This window comes from Sphingomonas phyllosphaerae (assembly GCA_036946405.1).
Classification (GTDB): domain Bacteria; phylum Pseudomonadota; class Alphaproteobacteria; order Sphingomonadales; family Sphingomonadaceae; genus Sphingomonas; species Sphingomonas phyllosphaerae_D.
Map to the genome: position 1 here is coordinate 57,501 of JAQIJC010000001.1, position 15,179 is coordinate 72,679.

The 15,179-nt window shown below is 68.0% G+C and carries 11 protein-coding genes (1 of these 11 only partly in view); 4 read left to right on the forward strand and 7 right to left on the reverse strand.

Features of this window, described 5'->3' with window-relative positions:
• From PGN12_00295 to PGN12_00305, 3 genes are all read left to right on the forward strand, one after another.
• Nucleotides 1–2,265 carry the 3' portion of a DUF3772 domain-containing protein gene (locus tag PGN12_00295; protein MEH3102328.1) on the forward strand. The gene continues 99 nt to the left of window position 1, outside the view, so only the last 2,265 of its 2,364 coding nucleotides appear in the window; its start codon lies off the left edge, out of view; the stop codon is at nucleotides 2,263–2,265.
• Between the two features lie 268 nt (nucleotides 2,266–2,533).
• The gene (locus tag PGN12_00300) at nucleotides 2,534–4,279 is read left to right on the forward strand and encodes an EAL domain-containing protein (protein MEH3102329.1); all 1,746 of its coding nucleotides are present in this window, start codon (nucleotides 2,534–2,536) and stop codon (nucleotides 4,277–4,279) included.
• A gap of 324 nt (nucleotides 4,280–4,603) precedes the next feature.
• Complete coding sequence (locus tag PGN12_00305) at nucleotides 4,604–5,797, forward strand: MFS transporter (protein ID MEH3102330.1); 1,194 nt, start codon at nucleotides 4,604–4,606, stop codon at nucleotides 5,795–5,797.
• A 216-nt stretch (nucleotides 5,798–6,013) separates the two neighbouring features.
• Here PGN12_00305 and PGN12_00310 read toward each other — a convergent pair whose 3' ends face one another.
• From PGN12_00310 to PGN12_00320, 3 genes are read right to left on the reverse strand one after another with little or no spacing between them, the layout of a single operon-like run.
• Nucleotides 6,014–6,805, reverse strand: coding sequence for a LysR family transcriptional regulator (locus PGN12_00310; protein MEH3102331.1), 792 nt, complete (start codon nucleotides 6,803–6,805; stop codon nucleotides 6,014–6,016).
• A gap of 4 nt (nucleotides 6,806–6,809) precedes the next feature.
• Nucleotides 6,810–7,208 (reverse strand): Co2+/Mg2+ efflux protein ApaG, encoded by a 399-nt coding sequence (gene apaG / locus PGN12_00315; GenBank protein MEH3102332.1) that lies wholly within the window; start codon nucleotides 7,206–7,208, stop codon nucleotides 6,810–6,812.
• A gap of 14 nt (nucleotides 7,209–7,222) precedes the next feature.
• Nucleotides 7,223–8,428: an aminotransferase class I/II-fold pyridoxal phosphate-dependent enzyme gene (locus PGN12_00320; GenBank protein ID MEH3102333.1), complete on the reverse strand. Its 1,206-nt coding sequence runs from the start codon at nucleotides 8,426–8,428 to the stop codon at nucleotides 7,223–7,225.
• Between the two features lie 115 nt (nucleotides 8,429–8,543).
• On the opposite strand from PGN12_00320, the gene PGN12_00325 reads away from it, so the two are divergent.
• Entirely contained in the window at nucleotides 8,544–9,779 is a 1,236-nt protein-coding gene (locus tag PGN12_00325; GenBank protein MEH3102334.1) for a glycosyltransferase family 39 protein, read from the forward strand.
• Nucleotides 9,780–9,967: 188 nt separating this feature from the next.
• Here PGN12_00325 and PGN12_00330 read toward each other — a convergent pair whose 3' ends face one another.
• The 4 genes from PGN12_00330 to uvrC all read right to left on the reverse strand — a co-directional run bounded on the left by PGN12_00330 (nucleotide 9,968) and on the right by uvrC (nucleotide 15,148).
• A complete protein-coding gene (locus PGN12_00330; GenBank protein ID MEH3102335.1) occupies nucleotides 9,968–11,062 on the reverse strand; it encodes a glycosyltransferase family 2 protein in 1,095 nt (364 codons plus the stop codon).
• 127 nt (nucleotides 11,063–11,189) lie between these two features.
• Nucleotides 11,190–12,242, reverse strand: coding sequence for a 3-isopropylmalate dehydrogenase (gene leuB / locus PGN12_00335; protein ID MEH3102336.1), 1,053 nt, complete (start codon nucleotides 12,240–12,242; stop codon nucleotides 11,190–11,192).
• 29 nt (nucleotides 12,243–12,271) lie between these two features.
• Nucleotides 12,272–13,003, reverse strand: a complete 732-nt coding sequence (gene recO / locus PGN12_00340; GenBank protein MEH3102337.1) for a DNA repair protein RecO — start codon at nucleotides 13,001–13,003, stop codon at nucleotides 12,272–12,274.
• A gap of 225 nt (nucleotides 13,004–13,228) precedes the next feature.
• Complete coding sequence (uvrC, locus tag PGN12_00345; GenBank protein MEH3102338.1) at nucleotides 13,229–15,148, reverse strand: excinuclease ABC subunit UvrC; 1,920 nt, start codon at nucleotides 15,146–15,148, stop codon at nucleotides 13,229–13,231.
• Between the last annotated feature and the right edge of the window lie 31 nt (nucleotides 15,149–15,179).

A 15,179-nucleotide genomic window follows, 5' to 3' on the forward strand; every position in this document is an offset into this window, starting at 1 on the left:
GCGGCGCGACTTTCGCGTGCGGAGGCCGACGTTCGGGCCGTCGACCGCGCGATGGACCAGCGTGTCGACGATGACGCGCGGGGGGTATTGCGTGAGCGGATCATCGCCGCGCGCGTTGCCGCCACCGCGGCGACGAGCGACCTTGCCGAGCAACTCGCGCTGGTCGACGCCCGTCTCGCCGGATTGGGCCACGCCGCCAGCGCCGAGGCCAGCGACCTGCGCACGCAGCGCCAGCGGCTGTCGCGACAGCACACGATGCTCGATTCGAGCGTCAAGCGCGGGCGGCTGATCGGGGTCGAGGCGCAGCAACTCGCCGACGAACTCGATCAAAGTGTTGCCGAACGCTTCAGCCAGACGATCACCGCGCACGGCCCGTCGCCGGTACTGCCCGGCTTCTGGGTGGCAGTGGTCGATGCGTTGCCGCGCGACCTGCGCCGCACCGAGGGATATCTCGCTGCGGGCATCGAGGAGATCGGGCGGGCTCGGGCGAGACTGTGGCCAGCGCTGCTTGGCGTCGTTGCGGCACTCGTGATCGGCTTTCCGGCGCGCGGTGCTGCGCAACGGGTGGGACAGCGCTTTTTGATCGAAGATGCGCCGGGGCATCGCGTGCGCCGCTCGGCTGCCGCCATCTGGCGCGTTCTGATCGGAACATTGGCCCCCTTCCTCGCGATCGCCGTATTGATGACCGGGCTTCGCTGGGCGCGCTTGCTGCCTGCGGCCTGGGAGGCGAGTGCGGATGCTCTCACCGTCGCAACCACTTACGCGTGTTTCGCCTCCGCGGTGACCGGCGCGTTGCTGATGCGGCGGCAACCGAGCTGGCGGGTTGCGCCGATCGCCGACGACGTCGCCACGCAATTGCGTCCGTACAGCCTGCTGCTCGCCGCGATCGCGTTCCTCAGCTACATGCTGGAGGCGCTTGGCACCGCGACCGGCATCAGCCCGGCCGCGCAAGGCGCAACGCATGTGCTGGAAATTATCCTGCATCTTGCAATACTTGCTGGCGCGTTGCTGGCGGTAGGGCGGCTGCGGGCGCATCGCGCCGAGGAAGCGGCGACCGCGCCGGCGCGCGCCGGACTGGGCGCGGTGGCGCTGTTCGCGTGGCTGCTGGCACTGGCGACGCTCGCCGCGCTGCTGCTCGGCTTCCTCGGATTTGCCCTGTTCGTCATGCAGTTGATCGGCTGGAGCGTGGTGCTTGCCGCCGCGACCTATCTGCTGATGGCGGCCGCCGACGATCTGGCGGTGACGATCTTCGCACGCGACAGCGCGCTCGGTCGCGCCCTGTCGCGCGGATTGGGGCTGCGGGGCGCGGTCGTCGACCAATTTGGCGTGCTGTTGTCGGGTGTGGTGCGACTGACGCTCGCGCTGACCGCGCTCGGATTGTTCTTCGTACCGTTCGGGACCGGAAGCGGGATCGGCACGCTGATGGCGCGGCTCGGCCTGCTCGCCCAGGGCGTCCAGGTCGGCGGGATCGCGGTATCGCCCGGCGCGATCGTCCGCGGGATCGCGGTGCTGTTCATCGGGCTGGCGCTGGTGCGCGCATTCCGGCGCTGGCTGGAGGACAAATACCTGCCCGCCACCGATCTCGACGGATCGGCGCGCAATTCGGTCGGGCTGGTCGCGCGCTATGTCGGGATCGCGCTGGCGGTGATCTGGTCGCTCGCCTCGCTGGGGATCGGCGTCGAGCGGATCGCGCTGCTGTTGTCGGCGCTGTCGGTCGGCATCGGTTTCGGCCTGCAGGCCATCACGTCCAACTTCGTGTCCGGGCTGATCCTGCTTGCCGAGCGCCCGATCAAGATCGGCGACTGGATCCGGGTCGGCACCGACGAAGGCGACGTCAAGCGGATCAGCGTCCGTTCGACCGAAATCGCGCTTGCCGATCATTCGACGCTGATCGTCCCCAATTCCGAGCTCATCACCAAACCGGTCCTCAACAAGACGCTGTCCGGTCCGCTCGGACGTGTCCAGATCCAGTTCTCGGTACCGCTGGAAACCGATGCCGACCGCGTCAGCGCGATCGTCGCCGAGACGTTCGCCGCCGAGCCCGACATTCTCGACGACCCCGCACCCAAGGTGTTCATCGATTCGATCGCGGACGGCCGGATCTTCTTCAATTGCTTTGCTCATGTCGCCTCGCCGCGCGCGGCCTATAGCGCGCGCAGTGCCTCGCTCACCGTATTGCTGCGCCGCTTTCGCAAAGAAAACATCGACATAGGAACGAAGCCGCAAAGAATGGAGCTTATCTCAAACAAAGATGACCCGAATTGATGCCTTCCTAACCAACTTACGATAAACATGCAGGAGGGGAAGTTTACTGCGGGGGACGCGTGTGCTTGGGAGAAAAATCCGTCGACTGTATCGATGGTATGCCGATGTCGGCAGGAATCCCCGCCTCGCCATAGCCCAAGCCACGGCTATTCAACGACAATTGCCCTTTCTCTACGCCGTGTTGCTCGTCAACTCACTGGTGATCGTCGCTACCCACCACGCTGTCGTTCCCCTTGCGCTCAGCACGTCGGTTCCGCTGGCGCTTTGCATGCTCAGCAGCGTGCGGCTGGTCTATTGGACGCGCCGGGCGCGACGCGGCGAAACGCTCGGCCCGGCCAAGGCGAAGGGTCGGCTTCGCAGGATCATAATGATCGGAACGTGCCTGGCGCTCGCCTATACGGCCTGGGCGATCGCGCTCCTGGGATACGGCGATGCGGCCCAGAAAGCGCATATGATGATCTACGTCACGACCACCGTGATCGGCTGCATGTTCTGCCTCAGCGCGCTGCCACAAGCCGCGATGCTGGTGGGCGTGATCGTGGTTCCTGCCTTCGTCGGCATCTGCCTGGCGCAGCATGACACGATATGCACCGTCATGGCGGTGAATGTCGCGGTGGTGTTGACCGTGTTGCTGCGCGTGCTGTTCAACAGCTTCGATCAATTCCGACGACAGGTGATCTCGCAAAGCCGGTTCGAACGCCAGCATGACGAACTGGTCCGGCTGAATCGTGAGAACGAGCGGCTGGCGCGTACCGACAGCCTGACCGCACTTCCCAACCGCCGCCGCTTCCACGACGATCTCGCCGAGCTGGTGACCGGCGCCAACGCCATGCCCTTCGCGGTCGGGCTGCTCGACCTCGATCGCTTCAAGCCGGTCAACGACACCTTCGGTCATCATGTCGGCGACATCCTGCTGGTGCAATTGGCGGAGCGGGTACAGGGACTGCTCGCGCCAGGCGCGACATTGTATCGACTCGGCGGCGACGAGTTCGGTCTATTGGTCGCGGGCGGGCCACATGCGGCGGCGATCGTCGGCGAACGGCTGTGCGCCGCCTTGCTCGCGCCGTTCGGCATCGGCGAGTTGACCGTTACGGTCGGCGGCTCGCTGGGGATCGCATCGTTTCCCGAAGCCGGGCTGGTCGCGACCGAATTGTTCGACCGGGCCGATTACGCGCTCTATCATGCCAAACGCGTCCAGGGCGGGGGCATGTGCATCTTCACCCCCGATCTCGAAACCGCGATCCGACGCGAACGCGCGATCGAAGCGGCGTTGCAGGCCTGCGTGTTCGACGAGGAACTGCAGGTCTATGGCCAGCCGATCGTCGGTGCGCGTACCGGGCAGGTCGACGCGATCGAGCTGCTGGCGCGCTGGCACAGTCCGCTGATCGGCGAGGTATCGCCATGCGACTTCATCACGATCGCGGAGCGGTCGACGCTGATCCACGGGATCACGCTGGCGATGTTCCGCAAGGGTTTGGCCGCCGCGCGGCTGCTGCCACCCGACGTCTCGCTGTCGTTCAACGTCTCGGCGTGCGACCTCCATTCGCCGGCCACGCTGACCGAAATCAAACGCGAACTGCTCGCGTCGGGGGTCGCGCCGGCACGGATCTGGATCGAGGTCACCGAAACCGCCGTCATGCGCGATCCCGCCGCCGCGCGGCGGGTATTGCAGCGTCTGCGTCGGCTTGGCGTGAAGATCGCGCTCGACGATTTCGGCACCGGCCATTCCAGTCTCAGCAATCTGCGCCAGTTACCGCTCGACAAAGTGAAGATCGACCGCAGCTTCATCGACGACCTTCAGCCGCAGCGCGGCCGGGCGGTGGTGAAGGCGATGATCGGGCTGTGCCGCGCGCTGTCGCTCGAATGCGTCGCGGAGGGCGTGCAGACCGCCGATCAGCTCGAAACCTTGTTGCGGATGGGGTGCGAGCACATGCAGGGCTATCTCTTCTCGGAACCGTTGCCGGTGGCGCTGCTTCCCGACGTGGTGCGGATCATCGAGCGCCGCGCCGCCTGATCGGCCGCGTCGTGTGATTTCGGGGCCGTGCGCATCCATGCTAGGGTCTGTACTCTATCGCCACAAGGATCGTGATCGACCGTGGAAGGCCGCCCACGAGGAGCGCAGCGCAGCCGGGTAGCGGCGCTACCCGCAAGCAAGCGACGAAGCTGGGCGGCCTTCCACGGTCGACCGCTTCGCGGCGGGCGGATTTTTGCGCCATGCGGCGTCGCGCGTCGGTCACGATGCGAGAGCATCGCTCCCTCCTTGCTCCTGGCCTGGCGCAAAAATCCGCTCCGTCACGACCTTGTGGCGATCGAGTACAGACCCTAGCGCACGCCGCTCATGCCGCGCGCTTTCCCCCCGACCTACCGGTTACTCGTCGCCTTTTCGCTCGCCCATGCCGGCGCGGTGATCGGTTACCTGCCGTTCCTGTCGCTGCTGCTGCCGCTCAAGATCGACCGGCTGGCGGGTGAGGCGCGGATCGGCTGGCTGACGGTGGCGATCGTGCTCGGCGCGGCGACCGCCAGCGGCGCGAACGTCCTGTTCGGCTGGCTCAGCGACCGATCGGTGAGGCGCGGCGGCGGACGGCGCGGGTGGATCGCGGGCGGGCTGGTCGCGCTGTCGGTCAGTTACGCCGCGATCGCGACCGCCGCGCAACCGGTGGTGCTGATCGCGGCGGTGCTGGCGTTCCAGTGCGCGGTCAACGCGGTGCTCGCGCCGATGATGGCAATCATGGCCGACGAAATCCCCGACGATCAGCGCGGGCTGGCGGGCGGATTGCTCGCGATCGGACCGCCGGCCGCGGGCGCGGTTTCGGCGATGCTGGTCGCCGATGCCGGCCGGAGCGAGGCGGCGCAGTTGGTCCTCATCGCCGGGCTGTCGGTCGCGGCGGTGCTACCCTTGCTGTTCGTCCGGCGCGCACCGATGCCCGCCGCGCCACGATCGCCCAGCGTAGCGCCCGCGCATCGGCTGTGGGTCGCCAGCCTCGCGCGATTGCTGGTCCAACTCGCCGGGGGCGCATTGTCGCTGTACCTGCTCTATTATTTCCAGAGCATCGCCGGCAGCGTTCCGCCCGCGACGCTGGCCACGCGCGTCGGCACGTTGCTGACGATCAGCTACATCCTGCCTTTACCCGTCGCGGTGCTCGCCGGGCGATTGTCGGATCAGGCGGCGCGGCGCACGCCGTTTCTGGTCGGCGCGGCGGTCGTGGCGACGATCGGGCTGCTGGCGATGGCCGTCGTCGCACATCCGGTGGCGGGGGCGATCGGCTTCGTCACCTATTCGGTAGCGGCGGCGGTGTTCCTCGCGCTGCATCAGGCCTTTGCAGTACGACTGCTACCCGACCCGCATCACCGCGGGCGCGATCTCGGGCTCATCAACCTGTCGAACACGGTGCCGTCGCTGCTCGGACCGCTGCTGACCTGGGCATTGGCGACGCCGGGCGACTTCACGCTGCTGCTCCTGGTGCTCGCCGGATTGACGCTCGCGGGGGGCGTGCTGATCGTGCCGTTGCGGCGTCGGCGGGGGCATGTGTAGCGCGGGGCGCGGTTTTCCGATGGCGCGGTGCGTGTCGGAAACAGACGTCAGGTATTCGATCTATCCCGCCTGAACTATCTCCCGCCGTCACCCGGACGTGTTCCGGGGTCTACCGTTCCGCAAGAGCAACCGCCCGTATGCTGGCGGAACGGTGGATGCCGGAACACGTCCGGCATGACGGGTGGCGGCTACGCTTCGGCTTTGATGGATGACGCTCTACCGTCCGAGCGCCTCGACCAGCACCTGCACCTTGCGCTGCCGCCACTGCGGGGTCGGCGCGACCAGCCAATAGCCGAGCCGCGATGGCTGCGCTTCCCCGACCACCACGACGCGACCGGCGGCGATGTCGCGCGCCGCGAGCATCTCGGGGACCGTCGCGCGACCCAGCCCGGCGGCTGCGGCGTCGATCGCCAGCCCGGCGTCGCCGACGCGCACCTGCCCGGCGCTGTCCGGCTCGGGCGCGCCAGGCCACAGGATCGCGGTGTCCGCCGCGCCCTCGGCGCGCGCGACCGTCACCAGCCCCTCGCTTTCGATCGCCTCGCCCTCGTGCGCGCCCGGCCCCTCGCCCCAACGGACCGCGAGATCGAGGTTGGCCTCGGTGAAGTCCATTCCCTCGTCCGCGGCGACCAGCACGAAGCGGAGGTCGGGGTCGGCCGCAGCGATCTCGGCCAATCGCGGTAGCAACCATTTCTCGGTCACGTCGCGCGGGGCCGCGATCGTCAGCGACTTGGACGATTGCCCGGCCTGCATCGCGCGCACCGCTTCCTCGAATTCGAGGAACGCCTGCCGGAGCGGCGCGAGCCCGGCCTCGCCCTCCGGGGTGAGTTCCAGCCCCTTGGTGGTGCGGCGGAACAGCACGACGCCGAGCGTATCCTCGAGCGCGCGGATCTGCTGCCCGACGGCAGCGGGGGTCACCGCCAGCTCGTCGGCGGCGCGGGTGAAGGACAGATGACGCGCCGCGGCGTCCAGCACGCGCAGCCCGTTGAGCGGCAGATGCGTCCGCTTCACCGCGCTACTCCGCCACCGCCGGCGCGTGGAGCGCGAAGCGCGGGATCGCGACGTCGAACACGCGTCCGTCCTCGGCGACCATGCGATAGCTGCCCTGCATCGTGCCGCTGGGCGTCGACAGCGGGCAGCCGGACACATAGTCGTAGCTGCCCTCGGGACGGATCACCGGCTGTTCGCCGACGACGCCCTCGCCCTCGACGGTGTGGCGCGCGCCGCCGCCGTCGGTGATGATCCAGTGCCGCGTCAGCAACTGCACCGCGCCCGCGCCGTCGTTCTCAATACGGATGTGATAGGCCCAGAACCAGCGCCCGCGCGCCGGCTCCGACTGTTCGGCGAGATAGCTGACCGAAACGCGCACGGTGACGTTCTCGGTCGTGGCGGCGTCGGTGAACAGCGCCTCCATGCCGGTGGCGATGCTCACAACCCGACCTGCCGCAACGCGCGGTCGAGGTCGTCGATCAGGTCCTGCGGATCCTCGAGCCCGACGTTGAGGCGGAGCAGCCCCTCGGTGACGCCCATCTCGGCGCGCGCCTCGGCCGAGACGCCGTAATGGGTGGTCGAGGCGGGATGCGTCATCAGCGAGCGCGAATCGCCGATGTTGTTCGAGATGTCGATCAGCTCCAGCGCGTTGAGCAGGGCATGCGCCTGCGCGCGATCCTCGACCTCGAACGCGAAGATGCCGCCGACCGCGCTCATCTGCGACATGGCGAGATCGTGCTGCGGATGGCTCGGCAGGCCGGGGTGGAGGATGCGCGGGACGCGCGCTTCGAGGAAGCGCCCGACCGCCAGCGCATTCTCCGACTGGCGACGGATGCGCAGGTCGAGCGTCTCCAGCCCCTTGAGCACCACCCAGGCGTTGAACGCGCTGAGCGTCGGCCCGGTGTTGCGCGTGAACGGCAGCAGCGTGTTGTCGATGAAGTCCTGCGTCCCGCACACCGCCCCGGCGAGCACGCGGCCCTGCCCGTCCATCATCTTGGTCGCGGAATAAGCCGTCACGTCCGCGCCGAATTCCATCGGCCGCTGAAGCGCGGGGGTGGCGAAGGCATTGTCGACGACGCTGGTGATCCCGCGCTCGCGCGCGATCCCGCACACCGCCCGCAGGTCCACCACGTCCATGGTCGGATTGGCGGGGGTCTCGAAGAAGAAGACCTTGGTATTGGGGCGCACCGCATCCCGAAACGCTTGCGGATCGCGCGCGTCGACGGTGGTGGTCTGGATGCCGAACTTTGGCAGCAGGGTATCGACCAGCCAGCGGCACGAGCCGAACGCCGCGCGCCCCGCGACGACATGATCGCCCTGTTGCAGCTGGCAGAGCAGCACCGCGGTCATCGCCGCCATGCCGGTCGCCATCGTCCGGCACGCTTCGGCCCCCTCCAGCAACGCGATCCGCTGTTCGAGCATCTCGACGGTCGGATTTTGGAGTCGCGAATAGGTCATGCCGGTCTGTTCACCGGCGAAGCGCGCCGCCGCATCCTCGGCGCGATCGTAGCAATAGCCCGATGTCAGGAACATCGCCTCGGATGTTTCACCATATTCCGACCGGGCGGTGCCGCCGCGAACCGCGAGGGTCGCAGGGCGCCAGTTCTGGGTGATCGACCGATCCTGTCCGCTATGCCGCTTCATGCCCCCGCTTAGCCTCCGCGCCCCCGTCAGAACAAGTCAAACCGTCACCAGCGGGCTTGTCGGCGCCGCGTGGCTGTCGCAAGCCCGCGCGGCGCGTGGCGGAGGAAAAGCGGCGGTGACGAGGGTCGGACGACAGCAGGGAACGCCGCGACTGATCGCGCTGGGCATCGCCGTCTTCAGCTGGCTGGTATTCGTCTTTCGCCTGTCGGTGCCCGCCAAACCGGTGTTCGACGAGGTTCATTACCTCCCCGCCGCGCGCGCGCTGCTCGCGCTATCCGGGCCGACCAACATCGAACATCCTTTGCTTGCCAAGGAGTTGATCGCGGCGGGCATTCATCTGTTCGGCGACGTGCCGTTCGGATGGCGGATCGCCTCGACGCTGGCGGGCAGCGCGACGATGGCGGGCGTGTTCGCGCTTACGCACTTGTTGACGCAGCGCGTCCGCCCGGCGCTGCTCGCGACGATATTCGCGCTGCTCGGCTTCACGATCTACATCCAGGCGCGGATCGCGATGCTCGACACGTTCATGGTCGCGTTCCTGATCTGGGGCATCGTCTTGCTCAGTTCGGCGATCCGCGACGGCAGCGTCTTACGGTGGAGCGCGGGCAGCGTGCTGTTGGGACTGGCCACCGCGTGCAAATGGGCCACCGCCCCCTATGTCGCCGCGGCCGCAATCACCTTCGTGCTGATGCGCCGCGAACGGCCGCAGCGCTGGCCGGGACTCGGCACCGTCCCGGCGCTGGCGCTGCTCGGCGGGCTCTCGGTGCTCACCTACGTCCTGACGTTCGCGCCCGCCTTCTTCTACGCCAGCGACGCGCTGACGCTGCGCACCCTGCCGCAATTCCAATGGGATATGTATCTGCGCCAGACGCAGAAGCTGCCGCCGCACACCTATCAGTCGACCTGGTGGACCTGGCCGTTCCTGATCCGCCCGATCTGGTATCTCTACGAGCCGGTCGACGGCGCGCAGCGCGGCATCCTGCTGCTCGGCAATCCGGCGGTGATGTGGGGCGGGCTGGTCGCGGTGGCCGCCTGCTATCAAGCATGGGTAAAGACCGGCGCGGCGCGGCTGCTCGCCCCCGCGGCGCTATGGACCTTCTCGGTGGCGATCTTCGCGATCATCCCCAAGTCGCTCGGCTTTTATTATTATTACTATCCGTCGAGCGTGCTGCTGTGCGTCGCGCTGGCAGTGGCGATCGATTACCATCGCGTGGCGCTCGGGCGATGGGTCGAGCTGTTCCTGCTGCTGGTGTTCGCGCTGTGGCTGTATTTCCTGCCGGTGCTCAGCGCGCAGGCGCTCGCCAATCCGGCGGCGTTCCATCGGTTTACGTGGTTCAATAGCTGGGTGTAGTTCTCACCCAGAACCGTTCGTGCTGAGGAGGCATTGAGCCTGTCGAAATGATCGGGTGAACATGCCCCCGGCATGTTCAGGATCGTCCGGGGGACGATCCGACCCGATCATCGTCTCGAAGCACATGCCCTTCGAGACGAGGCTTCGACAAGCTCAGCCTCTCCTCAGGGCGAACGGAAGTGGAGAGTTCACCGATACCGTCCCCAGGTAAACCGCGACGACAGCGCGTAATTCCATACCGCGCCGACCAGCACGCCGAGCAGCGCCGACGCCGCCCACGCCCCCTGCCGTACGTCGTGGAGGAATGCCGCCACTCCGACGTTCGCCACCGCGCCGACCGAACAGACGAGGCAGAACGCCACCCAGCCGTCGAGCAAGGCGCGCGCGCCGCGCAACCGCCGGTCGCGATAGGTCAGCGCATTGTTGAGGAAGAAGTTGAAGGTCATCGCCGCAAAGGTCGCGACGATCTGTCCGGTCAGGAACGTCAGCCCGGCGACGACGTAGAGCAGCGACAGCACGCTCATATGCACCCCGGCCCCCAGCGCGCCGATCATCGAGAACATCGCAAAGCGCACCGGCACGATGCGCCCGAGCCGCCGGTCGTAGAGCGCGATTAAATATTCCATCGCGACGACGTGATCGAGCTTACTCTCGCCGACCGCGCGCGTGCGGAAGACATAGGGAAGTTCGACGAAGCGCAGCGGGCGCGGCGATGCGCCGATGATGTCGAGCAGGATCTTGAACCCGATCCCGCCGAGGTGCGGGACCAGCGCGCGCAGCACATCGGTACGGATCGCGAAGAAGCCGCTCATCGGATCGCTCAGGTCGGTATGCACCACGCGTGCGGCGATCCGCGTCGCCAGCGCCGATTTCGCAACCCGGTCGCGGTCCCATTCGCCGGTCCCGCCGCCCGCGACGAAGCGCGAGCCGATCGCCAGGTCGAGCGCCGGGTCGTCGCGGAGCGCGGCGAGCATCGTCGGCAGCAGCGTTTCGTCGTGCTGGAGGTCCCCGTCCATGACCGCGACGACCGGCGCGGCCGTGGCGCACATCCCCTCGATACACGCGCTCGACAGCCCGCGCCGGCCGATCCGCTGGATCACCCGCACGCGCGGGTCGTGGAGCGCGAGGTCGCGCGCGGTTTGTGCGGTGCCGTCGGGGCTGTCGTCGTCGACGAACAGCACTTCCCAGTCGAGCCCGTCGAGCGCCGCCGCCAGCCGCGCCACGACCGACGCGACATTGCCGCGTTCGTTGAAGGTCGGGACGACGATCGCGAGGTCGAGCATTAATTCTTAGCCACCACCCCGGCGAACGCCGGGGGCCAGTCGGGGACGGTTTGTGGCAGGACGCTGCGTTCGACCAACACGGCTTTCCAAACTGGGCCCCGGCGTCCGCCGGGGTCGTAAAAAGAAGTTACAGCGCCGCCAGCACCGCGTCACCCATCGCACGGGTGGTCGCGGTGCCGCCCAGATCGGGGGTGCGCGCGCCGGTCGCCAGCGCCGCCGACACCGCCGCCTCGATCCGGTCGGCCGCGTCACTCGCGTCGAGCGAGTGGCGCAGCATCATCGCCGCCGACAGAATCGCCGCGCACGGATTGGCCTTGCCCTGCCCGGAGATGTCGGGCGCGGAGCCGTGGATCGGCTCGTACAGCCCCTTGCCGTTGGCATCGAGCGATGCCGAGGGCAGCATCCCGATCGATCCGACGCACATGCTCGCCTGATCCGAAAGAATGTCGCCGAACAGATTGCCGGTCACGATCGTATCGAACGCACCCGGGTTGCGGACCAGCTGCATCGCGGCATTGTCGACGTACATGTGGGTCAGCTCGACCTGCGGATAGTCGGCGGCGACCTCGATCACCACGTCGCGCCACAATTGCGAGGTTTCGAGCACATTGGCCTTGTCGACCGAGCAGAGTTTGCCGCGCCGCTTGGCCGCGGTCTGGAACCCGACGTGCGCGATGCGGCGGACTTCGCTTTCGTCATAGCGCATCAGGTCGTGGCCTTCGCGCAAGCCCTCCTCGGTGGTGCCGCGGCCCTTGGCGCCGAAATAGACGTCGCCGTTCAGCTCGCGGACGATCACCAGATCGATCGCATTCGCCACCTCGGGCTTCAGTGTGGAGGCGTCTTCGAGCCCGGCGAACATCTTGGCCGGACGCAGATTGGCGAAGGTCGTCAAATTCTTGCGCAGCCCGAGGATCGCCTGTTCGGGGCGCAGCGCGCGTTCGAGCGAGTCGAACGCGGGATCACCGACCGCGCCGAACAGCACCGCATCGGCACGCTTGGCGAGCGCCAGCGTCGCGTCGGGCAGCGGGTGCCCGCTGGCGCGATAGCCCGCGCCGCCGACCGGTGCCTCCTCGAACACCAGCCCGAGATCGAGCGCGTCGAGCACGCGCCGCGCCTCGGCGGTCACTTCGGGGCCGATCCCGTCGCCGGGCAGGATTGCGATGAGCTTGCCGTGTGTCATGGCCGCACCGCATGGCGCGCCCGCGCGCGTCACGCAACCGCCCTCTTCAATCGCTCGATCAGCCGCGCACGCGCTGGCAGCGGATCACGGCGTCGGTCGAGCAGCACGTCGCGCGCAAGGAAATGGCCGGTGATCGCCAGCGCCTCCAGCACCTGCGCGCCGTCCGCTGTCCCACCGTCGCGCAGGAACGCCGGCAGCGGAAAAAGTCGCGCCTCATAGCCCGCCGCCGCGGCGCGCGACACCGCCGCGCCGCTCTTCGGGCTGACGAAAGCGAGGTCGTCGGTGGCGCCGGTCGCGATGCACGTCGTGAGGTCGAGCCCGAAGCCGAGTTCGGCGAGCAGCAGCAGTTCGTAGCGCGCCATCACCGCCGCCCAGCCGCGCGCGCTGGGTGCCGCTTCGATCGCGTCGAGCACGCCGCCGAGCGCGTCGTAGAGGTACGGATAGGGCTGCGCCTCGGGCAGCGCGGCGGCGGTGAGCGCGGTGAGCCAGTCGAGCCCCGCGGCGGGGAGCGCCGATTCGTGGAGCGCGGCGCGGGTGTGGACCAGTTCGCAGGTGAGTGCGGCGAGTTGTTCCTCGGTACGCGCGCGCCATTCGCCGCGGATCAGGTTGCCGGGTTGTAAGACGGGCCGCAGCCCGCGGGCGTGACCGCCGCGAACGTAGCCGGGGCGGACACCATCATCGCGCGTCAACGCCCGCGCCACCGCGCCATGCTCGCCGTGCGCGCGGACGGCGAGCAGGATGGCGTCGGCGGTCAGGTGCATCCGACCGCGCCAGCCACAAGGCCGTCATTCCCGCAAAGGCGGGAATCCAGAACCTCCGACGGTCGCGCTTCTATCGCCAGACCTGCGCGTCTGGATTCCCGCCTTCGCGGGAATGACGGTTGTAAGTTTATCGTCGCCCCGGACTTGATCCGGGGCCCCGCTTTCTCTTGCAGGCGGCAGGAGAAAGAAGCGGGGCCCCGGATCAAGTCCGGGGCGACGGGATGGTCACCGCGCATGGTAGAAGTCGTACACCTGCTGCGCGACCGCGGCGCTCACCCCCGGCGCCTTGCGCAGGTCCTCGAGCGACGCGTTGCGCACCGCGCGGCCGGTGCCGAAGTGCATCAGCAGCGCCTTCTTGCGCGCCGGGCCGATCCCCGGCACCTCGTCGAGCGGGCTCGCGCCGATCGCCTTCGCGCGCTTGGCGCGGTGCGCGCCGATCGCGAAGCGGTGGACCTCGTCGCGCAACCGCTGGAGATAGAACAGCAACGGCGCATTGACCGGCAGCGTCAGCTCGCGGCCGTCCATCAGGTGGAAGACCTCGCGCCCCTCGCGGCCGTGGTGCGGTCCCTTGGCGACGCCGACCAGACAGACGTCCTCGATCCCGAGATCCTCGAGCACCGCCTTGGCGGCGTTAAGCTGCCCGCGCCCGCCGTCGAGCAGCACCAGATCCGGCCAGGTCTCGCCGTCGCGATCGGGGTCCTCCTCCAGCGCGCGCGAAAAGCGGCGCGTCAGCACCTCGCGCATCATCGCATAATCGTCGTCGGTGGCGGCCTGCTTGATGTTGAACTTGCGATACTGGCCCTTGCGGAAGCCCTCAGGCCCGGCGACGACCATCGCGCCCAGCGCGTTGGTACCCTGGATATGGCTGTTGTCATAGACCTCGATCCGGTCGGGCGGATCGCCCAACTCGAACAGCTCGGCCAGCTCGCGATGCAGCCGCGCCTGCGTGGTGCTTTCGGCGAGGCGGCGCTCCAGCGCTTCCTTCGCGTTGCGCGTCGCTTGGTCGAGCAGCCGCCTGCGCACCCCGCGCTGGGGCACGGTTATCTCGACCTTGCGCCCGGCCTGTTCGGACAGTGCCTCGATCAGCACCTCGGCGTCGGGGAGCACGCGGTCGATCAGGATCGTCCGCGCCGGGGGCACTTCCTCGTAGAATTGCGCCATGAACTGCGTCAGCACCTCGTCCTCGGGCACGTCGGCGGTGTGCGCGGGGAAGAAGCTGCGGTGGCCCCAATTTTGCCCGCCACGGATGAAGAACGCTTCGATCCCGATCAGCCCTTCGTGGCACGCGAGCGCGAAGATATCGGCGTCGCCGACCCCCTCGGCATTGATGAATTGCGTGCCCTGGATGAAGGTCAGCGCCTTGAGCCGGTCGCGCAGGATCGCGGCCAGCTCGAAGTCCATATTGGCGGCGGCCGCCTCCATCTGCGCGCCGAGCTTGGCCTGCACGTCGGTGGCCTTGCCGGCGAGGAACTTCTTCGAATCGGACACCAGCTCGGCATAGCCGGCCTCGTCGATCCGCCCGACGCAGGGCGCGGAGCAGCGCTTGATCTGGTACAGCAGGCACGGGCGATCGCGCGTCTTGAAGAAGCCGTCGGTGCACGACCGCAGCAAGAATAGTTTCTGGAGCGCGTTAAGCGTGTTGTTGACGCTCCCCGCATTGGCGAACGGGCCGTAATAATCGCCCTTGGCGCGGCGCGCGCCGCGATGCTTCTGGATGCGCGGAAACTGATGGTCGGCGCGTAACAGGATGAACGGGAACGACTTATCGTCGCGCAGCAGCACGTTGTATGCCGGCCGATAGCGCTTGATGAGCTGCGCCTCGAGCAGCAGCGCCTCGGCCTCGTTGTTGGTGGTGACGATCGTCATCGACCGCGTCTGCGCGACCATCCGCTGGAGCCGCTTGGACAGCCGCTCGACCTGCACGTAATTGCCGACGCGGTTCTTGAGCGCGCGCGCCTTGCCGACGTAGAGCACGTCGCCCTTGGCATCGTGCATCCGGTAGACGCCGGGCTTGAGCGGCAGCGTCTTGAGCACGTTGCGGATCGCCGCCACCCCGCCTTCCAGATCGGGCGCGTCGGCGCCGCGGATCGCGTAGGTGGCTTTTTCCTCGTTGAAACGGTCGGGGGGGCCGTAGCTGCCTGTCATCTCCCGCGATCTAGGTAGTGCGGCCGGGTGG